Source organism: Paenibacillus oleatilyticus (assembly GCF_018998565.1).
Lineage (GTDB): Bacteria > Bacillota > Bacilli > Paenibacillales > NBRC-103111 > Paenibacillus_G > Paenibacillus_G oleatilyticus.
In genome coordinates this window covers 29,545-55,392 of the sequence record NZ_JAHNZO010000017.1, presented here as the reverse complement: position 1 = coordinate 55,392, position 25,848 = coordinate 29,545, and the positions used below count along the sequence as shown (strand labels likewise).

The 25,848-nt window shown below is 51.6% G+C and carries 20 protein-coding genes; 8 read left to right on the top strand and 12 right to left on the bottom strand.

What is annotated here, in order from left to right; genetic code table 11:
• Positions 1 to 87 precede the first annotated feature (87 nt).
• Positions 88 to 672 carry an NAD(P)H oxidoreductase gene (locus KQX66_RS21285; RefSeq protein ID WP_216794815.1) on the bottom strand — a complete coding sequence of 195 codons (585 nt, stop codon included), beginning with the start codon at positions 670 to 672 and terminating at the stop codon, positions 88 to 90.
• 171 nt (positions 673 to 843) lie between these two features.
• Between KQX66_RS21285 and KQX66_RS21280 the strand changes: the two genes are divergently transcribed.
• The gene (locus tag KQX66_RS21280; RefSeq protein ID WP_216794814.1) at positions 844 to 1,215 is read left to right on the top strand and encodes a winged helix-turn-helix transcriptional regulator; all 372 of its coding nucleotides are present in this window, start codon (positions 844 to 846) and stop codon (positions 1,213 to 1,215) included.
• Positions 1,216 to 1,265: 50 nt separating this feature from the next.
• Positions 1,266 to 2,309 carry an ankyrin repeat domain-containing protein gene (locus KQX66_RS21275; RefSeq protein WP_216794813.1) on the top strand — a complete coding sequence of 348 codons (1,044 nt, stop codon included), beginning with the start codon at positions 1,266 to 1,268 and terminating at the stop codon, positions 2,307 to 2,309.
• A 67-nt stretch (positions 2,310 to 2,376) separates the two neighbouring features.
• Here the strand turns inward: KQX66_RS21275 and KQX66_RS21270 are convergent, their stop codons facing one another.
• The 3 genes from KQX66_RS21270 to KQX66_RS21260 form a co-directional block, all read right to left on the bottom strand.
• Positions 2,377 to 3,450, bottom strand: coding sequence for a hypothetical protein (locus KQX66_RS21270; RefSeq protein WP_216794812.1), 1,074 nt, complete (start codon positions 3,448 to 3,450; stop codon positions 2,377 to 2,379).
• Positions 3,451 to 3,718: 268 nt separating this feature from the next.
• The gene (locus KQX66_RS21265) at positions 3,719 to 4,537 is read right to left on the bottom strand and encodes a CPBP family intramembrane glutamic endopeptidase (protein WP_216794811.1); all 819 of its coding nucleotides are present in this window, start codon (positions 4,535 to 4,537) and stop codon (positions 3,719 to 3,721) included.
• Between the two features lie 18 nt (positions 4,538 to 4,555).
• Positions 4,556 to 6,445 (bottom strand): serine hydrolase domain-containing protein, encoded by a 1,890-nt coding sequence (locus KQX66_RS21260; RefSeq protein ID WP_284439829.1) that lies wholly within the window; start codon positions 6,443 to 6,445, stop codon positions 4,556 to 4,558.
• 151 nt (positions 6,446 to 6,596) lie between these two features.
• Between KQX66_RS21260 and KQX66_RS21255 the strand changes: the two genes are divergently transcribed.
• Entirely contained in the window at positions 6,597 to 8,450 is a 1,854-nt protein-coding gene (locus tag KQX66_RS21255) for a helix-turn-helix transcriptional regulator (protein ID WP_253957329.1), read from the top strand.
• Here the strand turns inward: KQX66_RS21255 and KQX66_RS21250 are convergent.
• Positions 8,447 to 9,682, bottom strand: coding sequence for an MFS transporter (locus KQX66_RS21250; protein WP_216794809.1), 1,236 nt, complete (start codon positions 9,680 to 9,682; stop codon positions 8,447 to 8,449). The two genes, KQX66_RS21255 and KQX66_RS21250, sit on opposite strands and share 4 nt — an antisense overlap.
• Before the next feature lie 26 nt (positions 9,683 to 9,708).
• Entirely contained in the window at positions 9,709 to 10,164 is a 456-nt protein-coding gene (locus KQX66_RS21245; protein WP_216794808.1) for a CBS domain-containing protein, read from the bottom strand.
• A 198-nt stretch (positions 10,165 to 10,362) separates the two neighbouring features.
• On the opposite strand from KQX66_RS21245, the gene KQX66_RS21240 reads away from it, so the two are divergent.
• Positions 10,363 to 10,827 (top strand): MarR family winged helix-turn-helix transcriptional regulator, encoded by a 465-nt coding sequence (locus tag KQX66_RS21240; RefSeq protein WP_216794807.1) that lies wholly within the window; start codon positions 10,363 to 10,365, stop codon positions 10,825 to 10,827.
• Between the two features lie 72 nt (positions 10,828 to 10,899).
• Here KQX66_RS21240 and KQX66_RS21235 read toward each other — a convergent pair whose 3' ends face one another.
• The gene (locus tag KQX66_RS21235; RefSeq protein ID WP_216794806.1) at positions 10,900 to 11,862 is read right to left on the bottom strand and encodes a DMT family transporter; all 963 of its coding nucleotides are present in this window, start codon (positions 11,860 to 11,862) and stop codon (positions 10,900 to 10,902) included.
• Positions 11,863 to 11,868: 6 nt separating this feature from the next.
• Positions 11,869 to 12,534 (bottom strand): GntR family transcriptional regulator, encoded by a 666-nt coding sequence (locus KQX66_RS21230; protein ID WP_216794805.1) that lies wholly within the window; start codon positions 12,532 to 12,534, stop codon positions 11,869 to 11,871.
• A 204-nt stretch (positions 12,535 to 12,738) separates the two neighbouring features.
• Between KQX66_RS21230 and KQX66_RS21225 the strand changes: the two genes are divergently transcribed.
• From KQX66_RS21225 to KQX66_RS21215, 3 genes are all read left to right on the top strand, one after another.
• A complete protein-coding gene (locus KQX66_RS21225; protein WP_216794904.1) occupies positions 12,739 to 14,544 on the top strand; it encodes an assimilatory sulfite reductase (NADPH) flavoprotein subunit in 1,806 nt (601 codons plus the stop codon).
• 35 nt (positions 14,545 to 14,579) lie between these two features.
• Positions 14,580 to 16,301: an assimilatory sulfite reductase (NADPH) hemoprotein subunit gene (cysI, locus tag KQX66_RS21220; RefSeq protein WP_216794804.1), complete on the top strand. Its 1,722-nt coding sequence runs from the start codon at positions 14,580 to 14,582 to the stop codon at positions 16,299 to 16,301.
• A 289-nt stretch (positions 16,302 to 16,590) separates the two neighbouring features.
• Entirely contained in the window at positions 16,591 to 17,616 is a 1,026-nt protein-coding gene (locus tag KQX66_RS21215) for an LLM class flavin-dependent oxidoreductase (RefSeq protein ID WP_216794803.1), read from the top strand.
• 40 nt (positions 17,617 to 17,656) lie between these two features.
• On the opposite strand, the gene KQX66_RS21210 is transcribed toward KQX66_RS21215, so the two are convergent.
• Entirely contained in the window at positions 17,657 to 18,874 is a 1,218-nt protein-coding gene (locus tag KQX66_RS21210; protein ID WP_216794802.1) for an MDR family MFS transporter, read from the bottom strand.
• 122 nt (positions 18,875 to 18,996) lie between these two features.
• Between KQX66_RS21210 and KQX66_RS21205 the strand changes: the two genes are divergently transcribed.
• Positions 18,997 to 20,832, top strand: a complete 1,836-nt coding sequence (locus KQX66_RS21205; RefSeq protein WP_216794801.1) for an SgrR family transcriptional regulator — start codon at positions 18,997 to 18,999, stop codon at positions 20,830 to 20,832.
• Between the two features lie 65 nt (positions 20,833 to 20,897).
• Here KQX66_RS21205 and KQX66_RS21200 read toward each other — a convergent pair whose 3' ends face one another.
• Genes KQX66_RS21200 through KQX66_RS21190 form a run of 3 tightly spaced genes read right to left on the bottom strand, consistent with a single transcriptional unit; the run spans position 20,898 to position 25,797 of the window.
• Positions 20,898 to 21,857 (bottom strand): YobF C-terminal domain-containing protein, encoded by a 960-nt coding sequence (locus KQX66_RS21200; protein WP_216794800.1) that lies wholly within the window; start codon positions 21,855 to 21,857, stop codon positions 20,898 to 20,900.
• Between the two features lie 35 nt (positions 21,858 to 21,892).
• On the bottom strand, positions 21,893 to 22,705 hold the full coding sequence (locus KQX66_RS21195; RefSeq protein WP_216794799.1) for a MerR family transcriptional regulator: 813 nt from the start codon (positions 22,703 to 22,705) through the stop codon (positions 21,893 to 21,895).
• A gap of 35 nt (positions 22,706 to 22,740) precedes the next feature.
• On the bottom strand, positions 22,741 to 25,797 hold the full coding sequence (locus tag KQX66_RS21190) for a hybrid sensor histidine kinase/response regulator (RefSeq protein ID WP_253957328.1): 3,057 nt from the start codon (positions 25,795 to 25,797) through the stop codon (positions 22,741 to 22,743).
• Positions 25,798 to 25,848: the final 51 nt, after the last annotated feature.

The following is a 25,848-nucleotide window of genomic DNA, read 5'->3' as shown; positions in this document are numbered from 1 at the left end:
CTTGAGGACACGCCCGTGAAACGGACTGTGTCCTTTTGTTTTCGAGCAAACCACAGATTTCGCTGCGCGTGCATGAAAAAACGCAAGTCACACCCCCGCATCGTTGTCATAATAGAGCCCCAGATGGTAAGCTCGCATCAGGAGATTCTCAAAAATTTCCGGCCTCGAATCCAAGGTGTCGTAAAAAATCTCAACCTTGCTATTAGAGATCCCGCAGTAATCGGCGATTCCGATGTTCAGATGTTGAGAGAGCATCTTATCGTATTGTCTCTTCTCAAAGAGTTCTTTCGGAGCCGCTGCCAGACCAAGCCACAGTACTTTTTTATGATGTAATTTATTGGAGCCGTACGCAAAGCCATTGTTCCACACCCGGTCGATATATCCCTTGAGCATTGCAGGCAGATTGAACCACCAGATCGGGAAAATATAGGCGAGAGCATCGTATTTCTTCATTCGTTCCATCTCGGCCTCAACCTCAGGCGAATAGATCTTGCGATCGGACGACCAATCCGGTTCATCTGCTTCCCACAACACGGGATTAAAGCCGCTGCGGTGCAGATCCAGCATCTCCGTTTCGTGGCCCGCCTCAGCAAGTCCCTGCAGAAACCTGTCTGCAACAGAAAAGGTTAAGGAATTCAACCTGGGGTGCGATACAACGGTCAAGATTTTCATCGAGTTCACCTTCCATCTCTCAACTTTTTACTTCGAATGAGGTACGATGAAATTATCTCTTATGCAGGAAAAAAAGGGAAGAACGCACTTTTATGTTCTATAAGCACCAAAAAGTAATATAGGTACCGAAAAGTAACTATACCTAAGAACCGACGAGAGGATGGTTATCCCATGGAAAGGCAGGCAACACGGACGTTTAACATCCCCGCAGAAGCGACATTGGAGGTTTTAGGGGGAAAATGGAAACTGCTGATTTTATGTCATTTAAACTGCGGCCCCGGGCCGAAGAGAACGAGCGAATTAAAAAAGGCCATTCCCGAGATTACGCAAAAAATGTTGACTCAGCAGCTTCGGGAGCTGGAGGAAGACGGCATCATCATTAGAACGGTATATAATGAAGTGCCGCCGAAAGTGGTCTATGAACTGAGCGAATTAGGATTTTCGTTGAAATCCATATTAGACCAGTTGGGCGAGTGGGGCGAGCAATATATCTATCAGCGTGAATGGAAGTTCTCCTGCTCGGAACACTCCCAAAATGCTTAAATTTGCGCGGGAGGTAGGGAAATCGTGAAAAGACATGGAGGCCTAAACAGATGAACAACCTTGCTGATTTAGTAGACGCGATTATCAATGAACCTATGCTAAGTGAAAAAACGTATATCTACTTAATTTTAGGCACGGAGAATTCGTTTACGAGCGGATATTTTCCCATTTTCGAAAACGAAGTTTCCTACGATGGTCACACCACTGTTGCTCTTTTTGATAAATATAGGAACGAAATTGTGGAACTCATGCTGGGAAAAGGCATTCTTTGTATCAAAGTCGACGCTGGCAAATTAGTTGAGCATGGCCTTGTGAACGATACGAATCCTGAGCTTTTTGATACGGATGCCTTTGAGTTAATCATTTACCAGAGGTATGGTTTGGAACCAGAGGAAGAGGAAAGAAAAGAAATCTTACAGCAATCGTTGAAGGCGGAGAAAATTAAGAATACATTGGTATTCGCGTGCTATATGAATGACATGGAGAAAATTAAAGAGCTGGTCACCCACGCGAGCAAATCCGATTTAGACAAAGTTCTTAAATATAGCGGCACTGCATTGCAGTTTTGCAGTAAACACAATAATTTGGAGGCATTTAGACTATTGGCCGAGAAGGGGGCAAACGTGGGAAAACGTTCTCTGACTCAAAGCCCTCTAGAAATTGCTTTTAAACACTCAAGCGATATTGTGAATTATATTCGTCTGGAATTTCCGGATGTTTATCAAAAAGAGGTCAATAAAAAGGGCTTCGGGATTGCTCTTCATTGTAGAGACGAAGCCCTGCTGGAAGATATTTTAAGATTGGGCTGTGAGGTGAACCAGGAAAAGAAGCCATTCCCTCCTCTACATAGCTTTGCGGATTTCAATAACATTGTGGGGATTAAATTCCTGCTCGATCACGGAGCTAATCTTGAATGTAGAAATGATTGTAAACAAACCGCCTTGCATCGAGCGATTAGGAGAGAAAATGTCGCCGCGATTGAAATGCTGTTAGAATATGGCGCGGACATTCATGCTACAGACCGAGACGGGAAGACAGCTGTGGATTTAGCTAGAGCATGTGTAAACAAAGCCATTCTTCATATGATGGGTTAACATGCTGTGAAGGAGCTGCCGTGGCAGGCTCCTTTCGCATTTTTCGCCGATAACCCCGTTAAACTGATTACAGATAGATCCTTCGGGCCTCCTCGTCGAAGAATTCGACTACATTCCCATACTCGGTAATATCTATACGGTTCTGCCTCATAATCTTCTGAATAAAGATGGCATCCGTAAAAATTTTATTGATAATTGTTTCGCACCATGACGGAGTGCTTTTAAAGTAATCCACCAAATTATTGATTTCATCAAACTTAAAATAAAGGATATAACAGACATAATTCTGAAGCAGCGTACGGAAACCATGCTCGCGATAAGGGTTAGAGCGATGGTCAGAGAGAAAGTCTCCCATCATCCGGAATACTGTTGTTTTATTTTCGGCGTAGCTATGGATCAAATCATCAACGTCATTGATCAGCCGTAATACATCTTCCAGTCCTTCTTCCGGAGGCATGGCCAGCTTGGGCGATTTTCCCTCGATTGCCCTTAACAGCTCCAGCGTGAGATGTTTGCAGGCGTTTATTTCATGGGGAGCGATGAATAATGTATCTCGATACTTGTCGAGATGCTCGCTGTAGTAATCGTGGTATACCGTAAAATAATGCTCCATATGGATATTGGTTTTCGTATGAACCAAATCTTGCCCGCGGAATGAAAAGGAGTAGAGGGTCTCCTCGTTCACCGGGTGAGTATAAAGGTAGAAAAAGAAGAAAAAGTCTCGTAATTGCTTTCTCTGTTCATCGTTCAAGCTGGCAGCATCCGACAATTGAGCTAACTGAAAAAAACAATAGTTTTTCATAAAATCATTCATGGCATTGTACGGATTGATTTTGACAATGGACATCGTCTTGTTGATCGTAAACAACAGATAATAGAGGATCAGTTCATCATAGACATCCAGATGTTCAAAAAAAGCCGAGAGCACAGGCTTCCAGTCCGGGTTTGCGATGTAATTCGGATCTTGCGGTTGCAATTCATCCGCCCACTCGATAAACGACTCATTCTTCCGACCGATAAAAAATAATTCCGCGCTATCGTCTTCACAAAGGCCGTATTCAAAGGAGTCCGTTTGAACGGACGGTAAGCCCCTGTTGAATTTTAGATTCAGATATTCGTTATATAGTAATTGAAGCTTCATTAGTCGTGTCCTCGGTTCCTATAGGATTCAACACGTGTTAACGTATGGGCGGGAAGATTTCTCACTCCCCACTTTGGAAATATTCTACATCTAACGGGGCATTCCTCCTCGACCATTGATCGACGAGCGTGTGAGATGAAATCGACCCGATCAGCTGAACCTTAACACAAATTGGAGAGCGGAACTCTATAAGCGCCGAAGAGGCCCGAGCACGTTCGAGTGTCTATTCGATCGTGCTCGGGCCTAAGAAGATATTCCTTAATTGAGATCAGGCAGCTCTGTTCGTGCCTTTCGTCACCGGGGGCCGCATTCTTTGGATCAAGCACATAAAGATGCCTCCCATAAGTAACATCACCGCGATAATCCAAGTATAGTACAGAGCCGAGCTTCCTTTATAATCGGTTAAGAGGAACGAGAAATCAAAGAGAATATTCGTTATTCCATGAGCCACAGCAGCAGGCCATACGGAGCCTGACTTCAGAGTCAGCCATGCGAACATGAACGACATGCCGATGCATGCTAGCGGCATCAAGACAAGTGCCCCTAGCAACGGCGCGCTTTTAAAGGTAGCTCCCGTAAGGGTAACCCCGAGATGCCAGTATCCCCATACGATCCCCAGAATCACAATCCCCTTCACGGAACCGAAAGAAGCGATCATCCGGCTTTGCGCATACCCTCTCCAGCCCAACTCTTCGCCAAGCGCGAACAGGCAAGATTTAGCTACGACCACGAGGATCGTGACGAGGAGATTCAGCGTGAAGCTGTCCGTTACAGCTATAAGCTTGTAATCCCCCCATCTGATGCTGCCCTCGAATAATAGAGCCGAGCCTGCGATGGTAATGACAAACGTTAGGGCGGGGATGGCAGCTGCCATAATCAAATCATAGGGATGGCAAAACCGTAAGCCAAGCATTCCGGACCGCGGCGCCTTGCCCAGCAAGGTGAATACCACGGCAGCCAAGCCTGGCACCCACATCATCAAGAGGATATTTGAGGGGGTGTAAGCCGCCCCGATCACCGCTTGCATAATGAAAGTAATCCCAAGCGTTATCCCCAGATAATAGACAATCGTTCGTTTAAGGGACATCGTTGTATCCTCCTAATCCTAAGAGTAATGTACGGAAAGAAAGTTCCAATAGAACAAGTAAGCCGTATAAAGGAGCGTAAGCAAGGCGATACCAACGTTTACGATCTTCCATCGGTCAAGCTCCTTGGCAATAAAGACTCGAATCAAGAAATAAACAGCTGCGGCCGACGAAATAAGAGGCATTGAAGCCACGATTACCTGATAGAACTGCGAGTATCCGTATAGAATCTCTCCATTCCCATAGATGAATTGGACAATGAAGAATATGCTCTGAAGGAGAGCGATGATTGGAATGACTACAGAGATGCTGTGCGATTGCTTGCGCCATTGCCGTATCGCGTACCTCACGATCCATAGGAGCGGAATAAGCGTGAACAAAATGCCGGGTACCACATAGAGAGCCAACAAGACAGATCCCGACTCAAACGAAGCCGTGCGCGGGATGGAGAAGTTCATCGGCCCTGTCAGCGTCCATCTCCCCTGTTCTTTATGAAAGTACAGCTGTTCCTCCCCGCCGACTTCTTGGAAGAACCTTTCACCTATTTGGGTAAACTCTTTCCTGATCATCTGTTGCCCGTCGTTCTGGAATAAGCCGGTCACCACTAAGGTTTGATCGTCTTTTGCTTCAACCGTATACGGTACGCTGCCCAGCAAGCGAAGTCCCTTGGCCCAGCCATGCTCCGCTGCCAAGTGCAGCTCGTATCGTCCTTCCAGTTCCTTGATCGCACTCCCTGAGCTTTCAAAGGGAGGAAGTGGCTTGCGGGCTACCTTCGAGTCGATCGTTTGGGATATAGCGTGAACGACTTTCCCGTGCATTTCCATTCCGCTATTTCCGGTGTTGGCGGTAATGAAGATACCGATCGAATGGGAAGGAATGAGCACCATTTTCGAATTAAATCCGTCAATTCCTCCATTCGCCCACAAGTAGGGAACTCCATTCACCGTCTCCGACCGAAAAAAACCATACCCAATCCCGTACATGCGTTCATGAGAAGAGAATTGCTTCGCATGCATCATCCGGACCGTCTCCGGTTTAAGCAAGGACTGGCCGTGGAAAGAGCCGTTGGACAAATGTGCGATCATGTAGGGGGCGAAGTCATTCGGCGTCATATTGACGGCTCCTCCTCCGGGAAAATGAATTCCGGAATAAGGAACCACTTGATAACCGTTGTCCGTATAAGCATAGCTCTTGGCCAACTTGGTCCGATCCTGCGGGAGATTCAAGCTCGCGCTGCTCATGCCGAGTGGCTGGAACAAGCGTTCCCGCAGGTAATCATTCAAGGGAAGTCCGGATACTTGTTCGACCACACTTCCCACAAGTCCTGACCCGGCATTGCTGTATAGGAATTTACTTCCCGGGGCAAACACCGGCGGCTGCCTCTCCAAATACGTCCGAACCGTATCCGTCGACCATTGCGGGATCAATCCTTGGCGATTATCTCTTTCATACATGGTTACATCCAGACCTGCCGTATGCGTGAGCAGGTGATGGAGTGTAATCGGTCCATACTTTCCATTAACCTGGTAATCCTTCAGGGCTGCATTGATATCGTCATGCAACGAGAGCTTTCCCTCCTCGACCAGTTGCATAGCAGCCGTAGCGGTGAAGGATTTGGTTAAGGAACCTAGCCGAAACACCGTGCTTGCCGGGTTAACGGGCACTTGTTGTTCCAGATCGGCGAAGCCATACCCTTTGCTATACATGATGCGTTCTCCTTGTGTAATGACAACCGCTGCGCCGGGAATATGAAGCTTGTTCATTTCCTCCTTCATGACAGGATCAATCAATTGTTCCAACACTTCTGCGGAGAACGGCGAAGCCTCGTTCGCATTCGCACGTGGCATGCACAATAGGAATAACAAACAAGAAGCGAGTAGAGCGGCCAACCATTTCCGTGTATCCGACATATTCATCATCTTCACCTTTCGTTTTTAAGCGATGGATATCGCCAGGCTGTAGCGATAAGGCTGAGTATGAGGTCGAACCTGTCATTTTGGGAAGTTGTACATTGTCATTCGTCTTCGTGATATCGCTTCGTGGAGGCGCATGCTATAATGGTTGACAGTTAAATCTGGAGATGAGGTGTTCATCCTGCTGACATTGGCCAACCGATGGGCATGGTTCGATTGGATCATTTTCACGATCCGCTTCTTGTGGTGGATCACGATTGTCATCGGGCTTGTTCGATATCATGACCGTTTGCCGTACCCTGTAATGGCGGTGCTATTCGTTTCGGTTCTTGCGTTTGTTATTCCTTATTGGTTTTTCCGGTATTCCACCAGCGCTTATTTGATTGCTGAGATTGCGCTGAGCGGGAGCCTTTACATTGCTGTAAACTACTATTTTGAAGCGACGCAGTGGCAGTTTGTGATCATCGCCTTTGTCGTGGGATTCCATAGCACGGAACGAACATACCGTTGGACGGGGCCTGCTACGATTCTTCTTGTCCCCTTTCTCGCATGGAATACCGCTCGTCTGGATTTCGATAGTATCGCTTTTCAAGCCATCTTGTACCATCTGGGAATGTATGGGTTCGGCTTCGGCTTTCAATTGTTGGTCCGTACGCATAAGCAGAGCCTGATCATTAAGGAACAGAACCAAATTTTGGAGCAATATGCGAGTCGAGTGGAGCAAATAACGCTGCTTGAGGAGAGAGACAAGATATCCAGAGAGCTGCACGACACGATCGGACACACGATGACATCGCTAATTATGGGCATGGAAACGCTTCGACCTCGCTTGCCCGATACCGAAGTGAATCGACTGGACACCCTGCTTCACATGGCGCGTCGCGGTTTGAATGAAACCAGGGGGATCGTTCACAATTGGGCGCAAACCACCGGGGAATCACTTACGACCTTGGAGTCCTCGTTCCGCGAATTGATCGAGCAATTTCAGCAGGCAACCGGGGTGATCGTCAAGCTGCGCATCTACGGCAAGGAGTATGAATTAAGTCGGTCCCGGAAACTGCCCCTGTATCGTTGCTTGCAGGAAGCGTTGACCAATGCCGTGCGCCACGGCGGTGCTTCACTTATACAAGTGGGATTGTACTTTGAAGAATCCCAAATCCGAATGCAGGTTGAAGATAACGGGAATGGGAACAAGGATATTGAATTCGGATTCGGGTTGCAATCGATGAAAGAGCGGCTTGAAGCCCTTGATGGACATTTATCTCTTCATTGTCTGGATGAAGGAGGCGTAGCGGTTATTTGCTGCCTGCCTCATCAGACGGTTCTGCCACAAGCAGCAAGCATTCGCATACTTCTTGTTGACGATCAGCCGATCATCAGAGAAAGCTTGCAGCTGATCTTACAACAACAGCAGGATATGCAAGTCGTTGGGCTCGCCGGAAACGGGCAGGAAGCGCTCGATATGATTCCAAACGTGAATCCCGATGTGGTGCTGCTGGACGTCCGAATGCCTGTATTGGACGGACCGAGTACGCTTCGAGCAATACGCGAACGATGGCCCGCCTTACGCGTTATTATGGTGACAACCATCGAAGAGGCTTCGCAGGCCACCGACACGCTCAAGAACGGCGCCAACGGTTACTTGTTGAAATCCGTTTCCCCTATCGAGTTAGTGGAGGCGATAAGGGTCGTCCACCAAGGGGAAACGCTGATTACCCAGTCCATCGCAGATGTCCTCTTCAAAGAGATGAAAGTGCAGCAGGAAGAACTGGATGGACTGCGTAAATTGCAAGGGCGCGTTTGCCCTTACGGGTTGACGGAGCGTGAGCGGGGAATTCTGGCATCCCTAGTGAAGGGGCTTCGCATAAAAGCGATTGCGGAAAAAATATTTCTTTCCGAAGGTACCGTTCGTAATTGCACTACGATGATTTATGCCAAGCTGGGCGTGAATAACCGGGAAGACGCGGTGAGGAAAGCGCAGGAGGAAGGACTTGTCGTTTAGTGCCCCGTTCCGGCGTCGTCAACATGCTTCACATGGCTGTGATTGAACGCGATAAACAATACGGACACGAGCACGAACGCCGCACCGACAAGAAAAGGCACATGCGGGTTATACCACTCCGCCAGTTTGCCTGCCAAGTACGGAGCCGCTGCGCCACCGATGAATCGCAGAAAGCTGTAGGCGGCGGAAGCCGTCGAGCGTTCCACCGGCGCGGCGTTCATTACCGCGGTCGTAATGAGCGTGTTGTTGTTCCCAAGCAAAGCGCCGGCGAAAATCACCGCGGCAATGACCACCCACTGCGTGGAGGTCCAGATGCCCATTGCCGCGAGCACCAGCGCAAATAAAACGAGCATGGCGCACATCGACTTTACGGTGCCGAACTTCATCTGAAGCTTGGGCGCCATGAAGACCGATGTCACGGCCAGCAATAAGCCCCAGCCCAAAAACACAAGCCCTAGCCCGTGCTCATCCAAATCCATCACAAATGGCGAGTAGGCGAGCAGCGTAAAAAATCCGAAGTTGTATAAACAGGCGGTCAGTCCGAAGACGACCAAAGAGCGGTGTTTCATCGCGCGGAACGGTTCGAGTAAAGATGTCTGCGCTTTTACGTTCCGCGGGCTGGTCGAAGCTGGCATCGATATCATAAGGCCGACAAAAGCGATCACCATGAGCGAGGCAACGCCGAAAAACGGAGCTCGCCACGACATGGCCCCTAACCAGCCGCCAAGCAGCGGCCCTACCGAAATACCGAGGCCGATCGCCGCTTCATATAAAATGATCGCTCGTGCCGTACCGCCCTTCGACAAAGTGACGATCGCGGTCAGCGCCGTTGCAACAAACAGCGCATTTCCGAGTCCCCAACCGCCCCGAAAGCCGACAAGCGCGCCGATATGGTTGGAAAAGCCTCCTAGTGCCGAGAACAAGGCAATGATGACGATACCGGCAAGCAGCGTCCGTTTCATTCCGAGCCGGGATGATATCGCACCCGTGATAAGCATGGCGACGGCCATCACGGCATTGTAGCTGGTGAACAGAAGAGTCACTTGGCTTTGCGACGCATTCATTTTTTTGGCGATCGCCGGCAGGATCGGATCGACCAATCCGAGTCCCATGAATGCGATGATACACGCGAAAAAAACAGCCCATACGGCACGGGACTGTTGGTGCAGACCGGCTTCCCCTTCTTCCCGGGAAGCAGCCTTGGAAGCTGCGGATTGCGACGCGGATGCCATGTACGGTTTCTCCTTTACCGTGAGATTTATAAAAGCGATTTAAAAGAATGCCTGATGATATCCCCGCGGCTAATCACGCCGACTAACATCCCGTTTCGCTCCACAGGCAATTTTTTGATTTGTTTTTTTTCCAGAACGGCGGCAATATCTTCGACTTCTTCGTCCCATGCGGCTGTAATCACTTTTTTCACCGCAATTTCCATCACATTCAAGTCGAGCAGCTTCCTCGTTCTTTCCTCGAAATCGTCTTCGTCGCCTTGGATCACCGCTACGAAATAGAGCGAATCGACGATCCAATCTTTATGTTTCCCGATGTAACGCATGATATCCCCGTCGCTGATATAAGCGACGATTTTATTCTGCTCGTTCACTACGGGGAGCCCGCTGATCCGATGGTGGATAAATTTTTCGATGACGGTGCGCACCGTATCGATTTCCTTTACTTTGTGTACCTGACTAATCATGATTTCATGAGCTTTCATCTAAAGACACCTCCAGACCGATTTAGCCAAACATCGCATATAGTTGTATGATGAAACTAATTGATTGATTGTATTATACAACTATATACGATGGCACGCAATATATTTTGCCGGCAGTGATGCCTTTAATTTCAAATGAGACCGTGCGTATGTTACCATAATCATAGAAAATAAGGCTGTACCTGAGGTGAACAAAGCATGAAGGAACCTTCGCTGGAAACGATCGAACTTGAGATGGCGATCTTGTTTCGCCGGATGACATCCATTACGAATAAAAAACGATTCGGAAATTTGGACCGCTCCGCTTATCTGCTGCTGCACCAAATCTCGTCCCATGGCTCCGCCGGGGTCAAAACATTGGCGGATGAATTCCATCTGGACATCTCTACCGTCAGCCGGCAGGCGGCGGCTCTTGAGGCTAAAGGCTACGTTTACCGAATCCCTGACCCGTCCGACGGAAGAGCTTATTCCCTGCAAATTACCGAACTTGGGGCCCGGGAGCTGCTCGAATACAAGGAGGCGCGCTTGGCGCGGTTTACGGAGCTGCTGAAGCATTGGTCTGAGGAAGAATGCAGCGCGTTCGGACAGCTGTTACAGAAGTTTAATCGTACATTTTTGGAACCGGAAGGCACTCCTAAACGGGATAATGGCGGGGGAAGTTAGAGAATGAACACAGCCGCTCGCGGCTATTTTCCCGTCTGGAGTGCGGGACCGCCGAGAGCGGCTGGTTAAGATTCAAGCTGCTTTTTGTACGGATTCCTCTTGTTTATTCGCCACGTAACTATGCAAAATCATGCCGAGAACAACGACAATCATCCCGCACCAGGATAAAAGCGAAGGCAGGGGAATCGACAAAAACAGCAGCTCCCCGGCTAAGGCGAACAGGACTTCCATCGACTGCGTAGCTTCAACCGAAGCCAACTTCCGCATATTTCCCCGCACCATATCCGTTGCTTTGAAGAAGAGGACGGTGGCCACGACGCCGGAAAAAAGGGCGACTAGCAACGCTTGAAAGCTCTGCTCCCTGCTCGGCAAGCCTACGGTAGACAAGCCATATAAGGAAAGGACCAGCCAGAAAGGCAGACTTGCCATCGTCATGCCCAATACCCTCTGAAACGTATCCAACCGTCCTTCGCAGAGCTCCATCATTTTCCGGTTGCCCAAAGGATAGGCAAACGACGCGATCAGCACAGGGATGACGCCGAGCAATAGGCTTTCCAAGGAAAGGCTTTTGGCATGCTCGATCTGCATGAGAATTATCCCTAGCAGGATGAGGAGCGACATGATTAGACCTTTAACGGGAATTTTCCCCCGGGCTTGCATGGGTCCCTTGTCAGTTGAGATCGTTTCCCAAAATAACGGCGCAAGCAAAGTGCCCGAGATAATCGTAACTTGCCATGTGCCGGCAATCAGCCAGCCTGGCGAATACGCGGCTGCGAAGCATAAGGGAGCATAGAATAACCCGAATCCTATTGTGCCCCACAATAGCCACGTTCCGGGTTGTTTTCTCATTTCCGCGAAGAGCGGACGCAGGTTTTTCCGAGACAATACGACTCCCAAGAGCAGCGGAACCATGAAGAGATAGCGCAGCGCGGCGCTCCAAATCCAACTCCCGCCGGCCAGCTCCATCGAGGCATTGAGAACAAAGGTAAAAGCAAAAAAGAAGGCCGAACCTATACCGATCATAATGGGCTTCAACGGGGCTCACCTCGGTTCCGTCGATTGGGTTAGCAGCTCGCCGAGACTTAGCCAGTTTTCTTCGACAAGACGGGCAGCCTGTTCACACTCCCCATTGCGGCAGGCGGCCATAATGTGATTGTGCTGCTCCACGGAATTTAACCCTTTCAGGGTATTGAATTGGGAAATCTCCAGTCGTTGAATTTTGGGAATGCTGCGTTCTAATGCCAGCACAATCTCAGGGTTCCCCGCCGCGTCCAGGAACACCTTGTGAAAATGCGTATCCGCCTCGATGGCCTGAATTACGTCGCCTTGTTCAATTGCAAGCTGTAAGGCGTTATTGCTTGCCTCTAGCGCCTGAAGATCCGTTTCCTTCAAAACAGGACATGCGAGTCTTGTAGCCAAAGCATGCAAGACTGCGACTACCGTAAACGCGTGTTTCGCCTCCGTTACATTTAATGGCGCGACGTAAGTGGACGATCCCGGGAGGGATGCGACCAGACCTTCATCTTCGAGCCTTTTAAACGCTTCCCTGACCGGCGTGCGGCTGATGCCGAATTTCCCCGCCAATTCTTTGTCGTTCAACCGTTCACCGGGATGCAGTTCCAAGGTGATAATCCACTTTTTTAACGTTTGATAGACTTCATCTCTAAACGACAGCCGTTGAATGGGTTGAATCTGATCTTTTTTCATAAAACCAATATATCGGATATTGGTTTATCGGGCAATATTTATTTGTGATCTGGTAAGGATCGGCGATTTATCAGCAAAACTAATAAAAGCTATAAAATCCTTTTAATTGATCCGTTTACCCGGCTGTGATAGGTTGGAGATAAGATAAAATTAATTATATAAGAATACTAGGAATTATTTTCATCCTATGCGAGGTGCATATTGTTGATATTACAGGTGATGAACAGCCCTTTTAATCAAGAGCAGGTGGAGCTTCTCAACCGCTTGCTGCCTACGCTGACGGAAGTGCAGAAGATTTGGCTGAGCGGTTATTTGACGGCTCTGCACAAAACCGAAGCTTCGGCGGCTGCCCCGGCCGTGAACCAACCGGTTCTCTCGAAGGAGGTCACGGTGCTGTTCGGGTCCCAGACCGGGAACAGCCAGAAGCTGGCCAAGAAGCTGAGCGAGAAGCTGAAGGAGCAAGGCCTCCAGCCAACGCTTTCCTCCATGAGCGACTTCAAACCGAATACGTTAAAAAAGGTTGAAAACCTGCTCATTCTGGTAAGCACGCACGGGGAAGGCGAGCCGCCGGATAATGCGCTGTCTTTCTATGAGTTTCTGCACAGCAAGCGAGCGCCGCAATTGGAAGGCTTGCGTTTTTCCGTATTGGCTTTGGGGGACACCTCGTATGAATTTTTCTGCCAGACGGGCAAGGACTTCGACAAGCGCCTGGAAGAGCTCGGGGGCAAAAGGCTTACCGCACGCGTTGACTGCGATGTCGATTTCGAGGATTCCGCAGCGGAGTGGATGGAGCGTGTCCTGGCTTCTCTGAACGAGGCTTCGGCGGCCCCATCCTCCGCAAGTGGCAGCAATGTAGCAGTCCGGAGCGAGACGCAGCAGACGGAATATTCGAGGTCGAATCCGTTTCAAGCCGCAGTGCTTGAAAATTTGAATCTGAACGGCCGCGGATCGGACCGGGAAACGCGTCACCTGGAAATTTCGCTGGAAGGGTCCAATCTCCAGTACGAGCCGGGCGACAGCTTGGGCGTATATCCGAAGAATCATCCCGGACTTGTCGACGAACTGATCCAGGCGTTGGATTGGAACCGGGAGGAGCTCGTTCCGGTCGACAAAAACGGCAACGAACGCCCGCTGCTTGAAGCTTTGACCGGCCATTATGAAATTACGGTTCTGACCAAGCCCCTGTTGGAGCAAGCGGCAGCTCTGTTCCCGGACAGCGGTCTGCAGGAGCTGCTTGCGCCGGGACGAGAGCAGGAGCTTCGAGCGTATATCAAAAACCGGGATTTGTTGGATCTGGTGCAGGATTACCAGCTGAAGGGAGTATCGGGCAAGGAGTTTGTATCGATTCTTCGCAAGCTGCCGCCGCGCCTGTATTCCATTTCCAGCAGTCCGAAGGCGTACCCGGACGAGGTGCATCTCACGGTTCGAAAGGTACAATACGAAGCGCACGGACGAGAGCGGTACGGCGTATGCTCGGCCTATATTGCCGACCATCTGGAGCTCGGCGATTCGCTGCCGGTATTTATCCAGCACAACCCGAACTTCAAGCTTCCGCAAAATCCGGATACGCCGGTCATCATGATCGGACCCGGCACTGGCGCTGCTCCGTTCCGGGCCTTCTTGGGCGAACGGGAAGAGAGCGGGGCACAGGGCAAGACGTGGCTGTTTTTTGGCGACCGCCATTTCTCCACGGATTTCCTCTATCAGGTCGAGTGGCAGCGCTGGCTGAAGGATGGCGTGCTGACCCGTATGGATGTCGCGTTCTCCCGCGATACGGACGAGAAGGTCTATGTGCAGCACCGCCTTCTTGAACATGGCAAGGCATTGTATCAATGGCTGGAAGAAGGCGCCGCTATCTACGTGTGCGGAGACGAAAAGCATATGGCGCATGACGTTCATGCCGCTCTCTTAACAATCATCGAGCGGGAGGGCGGACTTAGCTCGGAAGCCGCTGCGGAGTATTTGGCACGATTGCAACAGGACAAACGTTATCAGCGAGATGTCTACTGAGTTCAGGCTCAAAGATAACGAGAGGGGATAGGGACATGAGCGAAAATAATTTACTTTCACCGAACAGTGCGCCTCACAGCGATGTAGAGGAGATCAAGAAGCGAAGCGACTACCTGCGGGGATCTCTTGCGGACACGCTCACGGACAGAATCACGGGCTCCATTCCCGAGGACGATAACCGCCTGATGAAATTCCACGGAAGCTATATGCAGGACGACCGGGATCTTCGCAACGAGCGGAATAAACAGAAGCTGGAGCCGGCCTACCAGTTCATGGTGCGCGTGAGGGCTGCCGGAGGCGTCGTTACGCCGGAGCAATGGCTGATGATGGATCGGATCGCGCAGCAATATGCGAACGGAACGATTCGTCTCACGACCCGTCAGTCGTTCCAGCTTCACGGCGTGATCAAGTGGAACATGAAGCAGGTCATCAAGGAAGTTAACGAAGCGCTGTTAAGCACGCTTGCGGCCTGCGGGGACGTCAATCGTAACGTGATGAGCAATCCGAACCCGTACGTTTCCGAAATCCACGAGCAGGTGTACGAATGGGCCAAGAAGATCAGCCATCATCTTGATCCGCGAACCAGAGCCTATCACGAAATTTGGCTGGATGAAGAGAAGGTCATCGACAGCCGCGACGGCGAAGAGCAAGAACCGATATACGGACCGGTTTACTTGCCGCGCAAGTTCAAGATCGGCATTGCCGTGCCGCCTTCCAACGATGTCGACGTCTTTTCGCAGGATCTGGGCTTGATCGCGATTCATGAGCAAGGACGGCTGCTGGGCTTCAATGTGGCTGTCGGCGGAGGCATGGGGATGACGCACGGCGATCCGCAGACGTATCCGCAACTGGCGCGGGTGATCGGGTTTGTCACGCCGGAGCAAGTCGTCGACGTGGCCGAAAAAACGGTCACGATCCAAAGGGATTACGGAGACCGTTCGGTGCGAAAGCATGCCCGGTTCAAGTACACGATCGACGACCGTGGCTTGGAATGGTTTATCGATGAGCTTCATGAGCGCTTGGGATGGAAGCTGGAGGAAGCGCGCCCTTATCATTTCGACCACAATGGAGATCGTTACGGCTGGGTGAAGGGAAGCAACGGCAAATGGCATTTCACCCTCTTTATTCAGAACGGCCGGGTGAAGGACGAGGACAATTACCCGTTGATGTCGGGCCTACGGGAAATTGCCAAAGTGCACAACGGGGATTTCCGTCTGACGCCGAATCAGAACCTGATCATAGGTAATGTGTCGACCCAGAAGAAGAAAAAAATCGAGGAAATCATCAAGGCATACGGGCTGACCGACGGCATTCAATATTCTGCGCTGCGCAGAAACTCGATGGCCTGTGTTGCCTTGCCGACCTGTGGGTTGGCGATGGCCGAATCGGAGCGCTATTTGCCTACGCTGCTGGACAAGATCGAATCGATCTTGGATGAGGCGGGATTGCGCGAAGAGGAGATTGTCATTCGGATGACCGGCTGTCCGAACGGCTGCGCCCGTCCTGCGCTTGCGGAGCTTTCCTTTATCGGCAAGGCCCCGGGGAGATACAACATGTACTTGGGCGGCGGCTTCTCCGGCAACCGGCTCAATAAAATGTACCGCGAAAATATTGACGAAGCGCAAATTCTTGCGGAGCTTCGGCCCATCTTGAACCGCTATGCGAAGGAACGCGAGGAAGGCGAGCATTTCGGCGACTTCGTGATTCGCACCGGATACGTGAAGGAAGTTCGTTCGGGGCTTGATTTTCACGAGTAAGAGCAAACGGAATATTTTTATATAACAAATCGGATGAGCTGTCCTTGAAGTAGATTTCTACTGAGGGGACAGCTCTTCTTTATGGATCAGCCGTTGCATTGACATATCTGTATTTCTATATATAATGAAATAATAACCCCGCAAGCATGGCTAATTTCTATACGCTGGAGATTTTCCATGTATGCTGCTTTTGCTTTTACATCTAAAAAGATAGAAATCCAGATATATAAATGCATGACGTGAGAAGTCGGATGCAAGGCAAAATAACAAAAAGAATTGAGGAAGCAATATGTCTGCAAACCAAACGAACAAGCGGTTGAGCGATATCCCATTCTCCGTGCTCGATCTGTCTCCTATCGTCGCCGGGGGAACTCCTGCCGAATCTTTTCGCAACACGCTGGACCTTGCCCGGCATGTGGAGAAGTGGGGCTACAACCGCTACTGGCTGGCGGAGCACCATAATATGCCTTTTATCGCCAGCTCCGCTACTTCCGTTGTGATCGCTCATGTGGCGGCCGGAACATCAACGATCCGGGTGGGCTCGGGCGGGATCATGCTTCCCAACCATTCGCCTCTGGTGATCGCAGAGCATTTCGGGACGCTTGAATCCCTGTTCCCGGGACGCATTGATCTGGGTCTCGGGCGCGCGCCCGGCACGGATCAGCGAACCGCATACGCGCTGCGCCGCGACATTCGGAGCGGAGGCGAGGATTTCCCCGACCAATTGGACGAGCTGCGGGCTTATTTCGACCCTTCGTTGGCCTCAGGCCCGAGGCATGTGAGGGCGATCCCGGGAGAGGGCCTAACGATTCCGATCTGGCTGCTCGGCTCCAGCGGCTTCAGCGCTCAATTGGCCGGTCAGCTCGGTCTGCCGTTTGCTTACGCCAGTCACTTTTCGCCCGCCAACACCGTGCCGGCGATGGAATTATATCGTCGTTCGTTCCAGCCTTCGAAAGTGCTGGAGAAGCCGTATGCGATGGTTGGCGTCAACGTCATTGCCGCGGATACGGATGAAGAAGCGGAACGTCTGGGCACGACATTGCAGCAGCAATTCCTCAACCTGATCCGGGGCCATGAAGCGCCGCTGCAGCCGCCTGTGGACAGCATGGACGGCCTATGGAGCGAGCACGAAAAGCAAGCCTTGCAGCAGCAGCTTGGTTCCTCCATTTTCGGCAGTCGGGAAACGGTGAAAGAAAAGCTGCAAGCCTTCCTGGACGCTACCCAAGCGGACGAAATCATGGTCGTCGGCCACGTGTTTGATCATCAGGCGCGCCTGCGTTCTTACGAAATCGTCGCCGATCTTATGAAATCGTAACCCATTGTACAAACCTTAAAGGCTTCGCGAGATGATTTTATCATTCGCGAAGCCGCCGTTGTTCCCAAAGATGCTGTCCTCGATGGAAGAATGGAAAGGCGACAAATGCCAGAAGCATGAGGATCGCGAATAGGATAGGACCTTGCCCGAAGCCTAATACGCTCAATAAAATGCCGCCAATCCAAGCGCTAACACTCTGCCCGATAAATGCCAATCCGCTGGCGCCATAATAGGCCCCTCTCAAATGCTCCGGTGCAATTTCACCGATAAGCACATCTCCAATGACAAAACATAAAATTTCGCCCGTCGTAAAAACGACCATCGACAAGGCCAGCATCAAGATATTGTCAAAAACCCCAAACCCGAACAGACCCAATCCGAATAACAGGCATCCGACTTTCAGCGCCGTTAACGAAGAGAAGCGCTTCATCAGCTTGGCAAGCGGATATTGCAATACCAATACGGAGAGCGTATTGATCACGAAAAGAAACGAATACGCTTCGATCCGGTCATGACCAATAAATTGCGATAAGGTGGTATCCAAGTGGGAATAGGCACCTGCGACAAATACATTACCCAGAAGAAAATAGAGGAATATTTTATCGGTAAAAATAATTCGTGCCATTTGGTTCATCGTGACCGATGCTGATTTCTCATGAAGCTTTTGCTTGAACGTTACCATCAAAAACACCAAGACCATGGCATAAATAAAGAAAATCACAGCACTAGCGAAAAACGGCAATAGTGATGAAGAACTGCCTGCGCCAAGCTTCAAGCCTGCTAATGGCCCTATTGCTCCTCCCAGATTGATGGCAAAATATCTCGCATTAAAGGCGTCGGCACGTTGTTCGGAAGGAGTGACGTCGGCGAGCAGGGCTCTGGCAGTCGGTTCGAAAACACTGCGGCACAGACCGTTGATCGCACTCAATAAGAAGAACGCCCAAGTTTCGGCGGCAAAGGCGAAGCCTACCAATACAAGACTCCAGGCGGCCATCGAAGAAATCATAACCGGATATCTGCCCATACGGTCCGACAATGCTCCTCCGACAAAGCTGCTTAAGGTTCCGGCCAACAAGCTTACGGCTAAAATGGCCCCAACGGTTGCCGGATCGATTCCCTTGAATTTCCCTAAATAAATACCCAGAAATGGAAGTGTCATAAAAAATCCTGTGCGCGACAGGAAGGTTCCGATAATGACTCCCCATGCTACCGGATGAAATCGGGGCAGGTGTAACCGTTTTTTTAAGATCATGTTCATCCTCTTCTTCACCCTCTGCTGTTTCGTTTTCCTAAATTTCAGTATAGCTATCAAAAAAGGGATAAAAAGAGTATGATTTGATTAAATCACTTCACCTTTTTTAGTGAGAAATGAGGTTCCCTATGTTGACGGTCCCGCATTTTTTAGAGCTGCGCCAATATTTTAACAACCACGAAGTCGGTAAGCCCTTCCCGGTTACGGTCGACAAGCTTACCGGGATATGGTACTGTACGCCCCGATACGCTAAACTGATTGTCCGCAAGCTTTGCGAGCTGGGCTGGATTGAGTGGAAAGCCGGGCGGGGCCGCGGTCATACTTCCGTGCTGACCTTACTCACGGATTCGGGCGAAATTCTCCTTCGGGAAGTTAAGCTTAGGATGGAGCAGGGGAATGTAAAGGAAGCGATGGAACTGATGAACCGTTTCGGGGCGGCCGCGGTCAAAGAGCAGTTTATGGATTGGCTGTCGGAAGGAATGGGTTTTTCCACCCAAGCCGTTTCGAATAAGCTGCAGGATACGCTGCGTTTTCCTGTGTACCGTTCGATTTTAACGCTTGACCCCGGACTGATTTATTATGATTTTGATGCTCACATGGTAGGCCAGTTGTTCAATACGTTGGTTGAATATGATCAGGAAAGGCGAACCGTCACACCTTGTATCGCGCACTCCTGGGAAAGCAGCGTCGATGCCAGAGAATGGACGTTCCATTTGAAAAAAAACGTCATGTTCCATCATGGGCGGGAGCTGACTGCTCACGATGTCGTTTTTACACTGGACCGGCTTCGCTTGAACCCTGAACGATTCGAATCGAGCTGGATGTTTCAAGACATCGAGAAGATCGAGGCCATGGACCATAAAACGGTACGCATCCGTTTGAAAGAACCGAATTATTTGTTTCTGCGGTTTCTTTCTACCATTCCCGCTAGTATTGTTCCCGAAGAGATCGTCCGGGCAGGCGAAGCGGAATTTGGGAAAAAACCGGCAGGAACAGGCCCTTTTCGAATGGTTCGTCTCAATGAGGGCATCTGTATTTTGGAGGCATTTCCCGCACATTTTCAAGGCAGACCACACCTGGATCGCGTCGAGGTTCTCATCTTCCCTGAAATGGAAACTGGAAGCTTAAAGGAGCCTGACTGGACCTCGGTTATGATTTCGCACGGGGATGCCTCCAAAGCGCAGCGGGATGCCTTGTTAAAAGGGAACAGCGAGTGGCTTGCTATGGAAACGTTGTTCTGCTGCTGCAGTTTGCTTGTATTTAACCAGCGGAAGAGCGGCCCGCAAAACCATCCGAAATTCCGGCAAGCTCTTCATCATATCATCGATAGAGAACAGATGATTGCCGAGTTGGGGGGCGACCGGGTGTTTCCCGCGCAAGGATTCCGCCCATACCGTCCGGTCTCCGGTAAGATGGTGGAAGAAAGTTCCAGTGCAAGTCGCTCGGAAATTTTGGCTCTATTGAAGGCAAGCGGCTATCAGGGGGAAGCGTTCCGCTTGCTTACGACCGAATATCACGAGGAAGACGCCGTTTGGATTCGGGAGCGCTGCGAATCTTTTGGAGTCCATATGGAAATCGAAATTACTGATCCGTCCGAATTTGCGGTACACCCTTCTTTGCCGCAGCATGACTGTGTATTGTTTGGGAACATCTTTAGCGATGACGAGGTAGGCGAATTGGAGATGTATCTGCAAAAAAATTACTTCATGTCTGCGTTTGACGAGCCAACGACGGAGGCAGTAAAAAAAGCGGCCGTATCTGTTTTTCGCGAATCCGACGAGAACGAACGCCAGCGCAAACTGGCGGACGTGGAAAATCTGATATGGCAGACCTATTCCGTCCTGTACCTTGTCCAAAAGAAAAGCAATACTTCGTTTCATAAATCGGTTCGCGGAGTTACCATTAATGCCTCGGGCTGGCTTGATTTCCATAAGATTTGGTTTCATCCGCATGTTTCGTCTTGAGCAAGAATTAAGCAGGCCGATCCTCCACGCTGCAAGAGAGCGGAGGAATCGGCCTGCTTCTTTAGTTAGGCTTGCGCTCGGCTTCCGCTTTCCAACGCCGCCAGCAGCCGGGAGTACGTCGGCGCGAGCGCCCGCAGCAGGGCGGCCGCTGCCGCGTCGTCGCCGGTGACCAGCGGGTGCTGCATCGAACCGATGATCCGCGCCCGCTCGGCTGCGATCTGCGCCGCTTCGGCGTACCCGACGCGCGCCAGGCAGGTCGCGGCATCCGCGGCGCGGCGCGCGCCGACCCGGACCGCGAAGTAAATCAGGTGGCCGCGCAGCTCCCTGTCGCAGCCGCTCTCGATGAGTGCCGCGAGCCCTTCGGCGGCTTCGCCGTTGCCGAGCGTGTCTGCCGGCGTGCTGTGATCGCCTTCCATCGACAGCCAGCGGATCGCGGCGGGGATCGACGCCCTGATGGCATCCGCCTCGGACACTTCCGCGAGCCGGGTGAAGCCCGTGCGCATCGTGTACGGCTCGCCGTAGCTGAGCGTCTCGGCTCGCCAGGCCGTCATGAAGTCGCTCAGCGGCAGCGAAACGTACGGGTAACCCTGCGGGTCATGCATAAGCACGCGCTCGTCGTTCACCTCAAGGACGACGACGTAATGGTCGGCGCCGATCGGTCCGGCCATTTCCGGTTGATGCCGCAGATGCCCCATCTCCAGCGGACCGATCCACACCGGGCCGTCCGACAGGGACGATTTGAGACGGGCGAGGGCCTCGTCGGCGTCGCCGCCTTTGGTCACCGTGGACGTCCAGCCCAGGGCGGCCAGCGCGTCGTCGAAGCCTGCCTCGGGGTCCCAGCCGTACGGATCGAAGAACGGCAGCGTGCCGCCGATCAGCTGCATCCCGAACGGGCTGCCGGTAGCGAACTCGATCACGGCTGGGGAGGGCGAGCCCGCGCCGAACATCATCGCGAAGGAATTGGCGTAGCAGTACGGGCCGGAGCCCGTGTAGGTAACGTGCGCAAGCGCCTTTTGAGTAACCATCGTAAGATCCTTGCCTCCTTTGGATAGTTGCGACTTTAAGGCTTCACCGGGATGTACAAATCGATTTGGGTTTGTTCATCTTCCGGCCCGGTAAACCGTTCGTCGTATACTTCGAGGTCCATGCCTTGCGACGGCTCCAGACTGTGCAGGGGCAGCCACTTGCTGTAAATTAACTCCATTGTCTCTCCAAGACGGCTCAGACTGCCGGTGTGAGTAAACACGGCATAGGTCTGTTCCGGCACCGCGAATGTCATCATGCCGTTCGGAATGTGCTCGCCCGTCGTCTCATAGCCGGCAATATACGAGAAATCTCCGTTCGAACCGGGGATGCAGACGCCATATGAGATGTCCGGCTGCAATTTCCCCTGAATCTCATCCTCCCGCGGTACGAATCGGTCCCACAATTGGGGAATGCCACCTTCGCTGCTTCTGTTGTTCCACTCCATCCCGACAACGGTAAAAGTGGCTTTCTTCACCAGCTTCGGTTCCATGTTCGTTCCTCCCGTAATGGAAATATAGTCGACCATGCGCTGAACCGCAGCCAGAAGCTTTTGTTGTCGCTCAATTTCGTCACGAATGCCATCTGCGTGCCCCAAGAGGATCGGCTTCAGCTTTTCGGCATCCCCCAGTGTCCCGTTTCGTTTGAGCTCCCGTATGATCTCGATACTGAGCCCCATGGAGCGCAGAAACAAAATTCGGCGCAGCTCGGGCAGCTGCTCGGGCGAGTAGAAGCGATATTGATTTTCCTCGCCGACTTTGACGGGCGTGAACAAGCCGACGGCATCATAGTGCCTGAGCGTTTTGGCGGACACGTTAAAAATGCGCGCCAATTGCCCAACGGTAAGCATGGCGGATTCTCCTTTCGCATCGGTCTGATCCCATCCTACAAGATTGCCGCAGGGGCAAGGTCAAGACTTTTGTTCCTATTGTCCGGAATGACGAAGGACACGGTGGTTCCTTCGTTCAGCTTGCTGCGAATGGACAAGCCTTGGCAGTACAATTGGGTCAAGCGCCGGTTCGTATTGGAAAGTCCGATTCCGCGTCTGCCTTTTCCCGTCGGATTCAATAGCTGCTTGACCTTGTCCGGCTCCATACCCTTGCCGTCATCCGCGACTTCAATGTGGATGACCCCCTCCTGTCGGGCGATCCGGATACGGATCGTACCACCTTTAATTTGGCTGAGAAGCCCGTGCTTGACGGCATTTTCGACCAGCGGCTGGATCGAAAGCGGAGGGAGAAGCAAGTCGATCCCGGGGTCAACCTCCCACAAGACCGACAGTCTGCTGCCGAACCGCTCTTGTTCGACAAACAGATAGGCTTTTACAAGCTCCAGCTCGTGGGACAGCTCTACAAGCTTTCCCGTATTGAGAAAATCAAAGCTGATCCGCAAAAAGGACGCGAACGCATCGCCGAGCTGGCGCATTTTTTCCGTGTCGATCTCGCTCAGCGCCATAATGGAATTCAGCGTATTAAACAGAAAATGAGGATGAATTTGCGCCTGCAGATAAGCGGCTTCCATACGTAACCGTTCTTGAATGGACTGCTTCAGCGTGATCAGCGCCCTGATCCGGTATTGCAGCTCCAGCGCGTCGACCGGCTTGGTCACGTAATCGTTGGCTCCCGACTTGAAGCCGGTATAGATGTCGGCAGGCTGACTGCGTGCGGTCAGCAGCAGTACCGGAAGCTCGGATAAGGAATACTGCTCCCTTACCTTCTGCGTCAACTCGTAGCCGGACATCTGCGGCATCATGACATCGGCAATCAGCAGATCCCATTGCTGCGTACCCAGCAGCTCCAGCACCTCGCGGGCGGAATGAGCGGTCGTGATCCGGTACGGCTCCGATGAAAGGATGCCAACAAGCACATTCAAGTTGACGGGATCGTCATCCACGGCCAAAATATTCGCTTTCCCATCATCCTCAAGCGGCGGGACAAGGACGGAAGCAGCCAATTCGCCGATGGAGGCATCCGAAGCCATTACCGCGGCACGCACGTTTTCCGCTGCGTCCCAGATCAGTGGAGGCTGAAGCGGATTTTGCGGCGGCGACGGGAGATGCGACACGTTAGCTAACGGCAGGTCGAAGCTGAATACCGAGCCCTTCCCAAGCTCGGAGCGAACGGTCAGCGCACCGCCGTGCAATTCGACCAGCTGCTTGCATATGCTTAGCCCAAGTCCGATGCCACGCCCATCGTTAATGCCATAAGATCCTTGTTCATAAGGGAGAAATACCCTCGCTTGGGTCTCCTTGTCCATGCCGACCCCAGTGTCGGAGATATGGATCACGGCGTGCCCTTCCCGGGTCTCGGCGGACACGGAAATGGTTCCTTCCTCCGTGTATTTGAGCGCGTTTTGCACCAAGTTATATAAAATTTGCACGAGCCTTTTCTCATCGGCCATGACGGGCGGCATCGATTCCGCAATGTCCATATGCAGTCGGACAGGCTTGCCCTCAAGCATATATTGAAGCATGCCGATGACGCCGGGCACGACGGATTGAATGTGCAGAGGCTCTTGCTGCAGCACGATGCGGTGCTCCTGGAGCCGTGCGACATCGAGAAGATCGCCGAGCATATGCGACATGCGGCGGCTGATGATAATCAGCAGCTCCATGTCTTTCAGGCTGCGCTCGTTCAGCTTCGTTTTTTCTTTGGTCACGACACTCTGCGCGATATTGATAATGCCGTGCAGCGGCGTTCTCAGCTCGTGCGACGTATTGGCCAGAAACTGATCCTTCAGCTTGTCGGCTTTCCTTAACTGATCGTTGAGGGCGGCGTTTTCCCTGGCGTTGCGGAAATATTGTTTAAACCAGTAGGCGGAAAAACCGATAATCGCCGCAATAATATCGATCGGATAGTAAACGGGAGTATAGGTGCTCCGTAAGCTCCAGAGAAAGCTCGACATAATGCCGGCTGCGGACATCACCAAAAAGACGCCGTCCTTGACGGCATGCTTCCCGAAGATCATCGTTCCTGCCGTATAAGCAAACCAGACGAAGGGGAGCAAATAGAAGCAAGCAAATATCCCCAAGTCAACCGATCCATTCACCCATGCCGCATTGGCAGCGAACAGAAATCCCGTATAAGCAAGGAGCACCGCGCTGAGTACCCGCAAGCCGACGCTCTTCGGAGGAGCCGAAGAGAACCTTCGAAAGAGTAGAAGCATGAAATACGAATGCCACAGGAGGGCGATCAGTCGGATCTTCAGCGCCCATGTATAGTTGATTGGTAGCCATAGCAAAAGCAGGTTATCATGACCGGTCGTAATGGCAATTCCGGTTGCCAGCGTCAACAGAAAGACAATGACCAACGTCCGTTCATGCGGGTTAAACGTATAAAGAATAAAGGCATACATCCCGTGAAGCATCAGGACGATAAACGTAACCAGTTGAAACCCGATGGAATACCAGCGTGCGTAGTCGATCGCCGCTTGGGAGCCAAAGTAAACGGGGCGTAAGATCCCGCCGTTATAAGGGTCGTCGAAATTCGCCACCCGGATAAGCAATTCAAGCTCTGTGGCTCCCATTGCATCGTAGGAGGGCGTGTAGGAGACGTTTTCGGGCGTATACTCATTCGCATGTTCGGCAGGCTTTCCGATATCGGGTTTAACCTGCCCGTTGATTTCCACGCCGGATGAGGCTTGTATGCCCCGCAGCCAAAAAGCGACAGGCTGCTTCAGCGGATCGACCAAAATGCGCAGCCGATACGTTCCGTACCCATACGAGGAATCCGGGCCATTCGTCAGTTGGCTGCTCCAATCTCCCGGAACCTGAATCGGGCGAAGCTCGTCTTCCGCCAAAGCTGCGTCCCGGTGATATACTAATTTTCCAGGGTAGAACTGCCAATCGCCATCCAAGGAGATGGTAGGGGATTGATCTAAGTCCACACCGCGCAAATCGAGCACGCCATGGACGGGTCGGGGGTGCTCCAAGGTGGGGAACATTTCGGTCCAAGTCCAGCGCAGGCCGAGGAGAATGCCGAGAAATAATATAAT

Excerpts from the sequence above, each read along its gene's own strand:
- KQX66_RS21285 (WP_216794815.1), bottom strand. The coding sequence starts at position 672 with ATGAAAATCTTGACCGTTGTATCGCACCCCAGGTTGAATTCCTTAACC.
- KQX66_RS21280 (WP_216794814.1), top strand. The coding sequence starts at position 844 with ATGGAAAGGCAGGCAACACGGACGTTTAACATCCCCGCAGAAGCGACA.
- KQX66_RS21275 (WP_216794813.1), top strand. The coding sequence starts at position 1,266 with ATGAACAACCTTGCTGATTTAGTAGACGCGATTATCAATGAACCTATG.
- KQX66_RS21270 (WP_216794812.1), bottom strand. The coding sequence starts at position 3,450 with ATGAAGCTTCAATTACTATATAACGAATATCTGAATCTAAAATTCAAC.
- KQX66_RS21265 (WP_216794811.1), bottom strand. The coding sequence starts at position 4,537 with ATGTCCCTTAAACGAACGATTGTCTATTATCTGGGGATAACGCTTGGG.
- KQX66_RS21260 (WP_284439829.1), bottom strand. The coding sequence starts at position 6,445 with ATGTCGGATACACGGAAATGGTTGGCCGCTCTACTCGCTTCTTGTTTG.
- KQX66_RS21250 (WP_216794809.1), bottom strand. The coding sequence starts at position 9,682 with ATGGCATCCGCGTCGCAATCCGCAGCTTCCAAGGCTGCTTCCCGGGAA.
- KQX66_RS21245 (WP_216794808.1), bottom strand. The coding sequence starts at position 10,164 with ATGAAAGCTCATGAAATCATGATTAGTCAGGTACACAAAGTAAAGGAA.
- KQX66_RS21240 (WP_216794807.1), top strand. The coding sequence starts at position 10,363 with ATGAAGGAACCTTCGCTGGAAACGATCGAACTTGAGATGGCGATCTTG.
- KQX66_RS21230 (WP_216794805.1), bottom strand. The coding sequence starts at position 12,534 with ATGAAAAAAGATCAGATTCAACCCATTCAACGGCTGTCGTTTAGAGAT.
- cysI (WP_216794804.1), top strand. The coding sequence starts at position 14,580 with ATGAGCGAAAATAATTTACTTTCACCGAACAGTGCGCCTCACAGCGAT.
- KQX66_RS21215 (WP_216794803.1), top strand. The coding sequence starts at position 16,591 with ATGTCTGCAAACCAAACGAACAAGCGGTTGAGCGATATCCCATTCTCC.
- KQX66_RS21210 (WP_216794802.1), bottom strand. The coding sequence starts at position 18,874 with ATGAACATGATCTTAAAAAAACGGTTACACCTGCCCCGATTTCATCCG.
- KQX66_RS21205 (WP_216794801.1), top strand. The coding sequence starts at position 18,997 with ATGTTGACGGTCCCGCATTTTTTAGAGCTGCGCCAATATTTTAACAAC.
- KQX66_RS21200 (WP_216794800.1), bottom strand. The coding sequence starts at position 21,857 with ATGGTTACTCAAAAGGCGCTTGCGCACGTTACCTACACGGGCTCCGGC.
- KQX66_RS21195 (WP_216794799.1), bottom strand. The coding sequence starts at position 22,705 with ATGCTTACCGTTGGGCAATTGGCGCGCATTTTTAACGTGTCCGCCAAA.
- KQX66_RS21190 (WP_253957328.1), bottom strand. The coding sequence starts at position 25,797 with ATGTTCCCCACCTTGGAGCACCCCCGACCCGTCCATGGCGTGCTCGAT.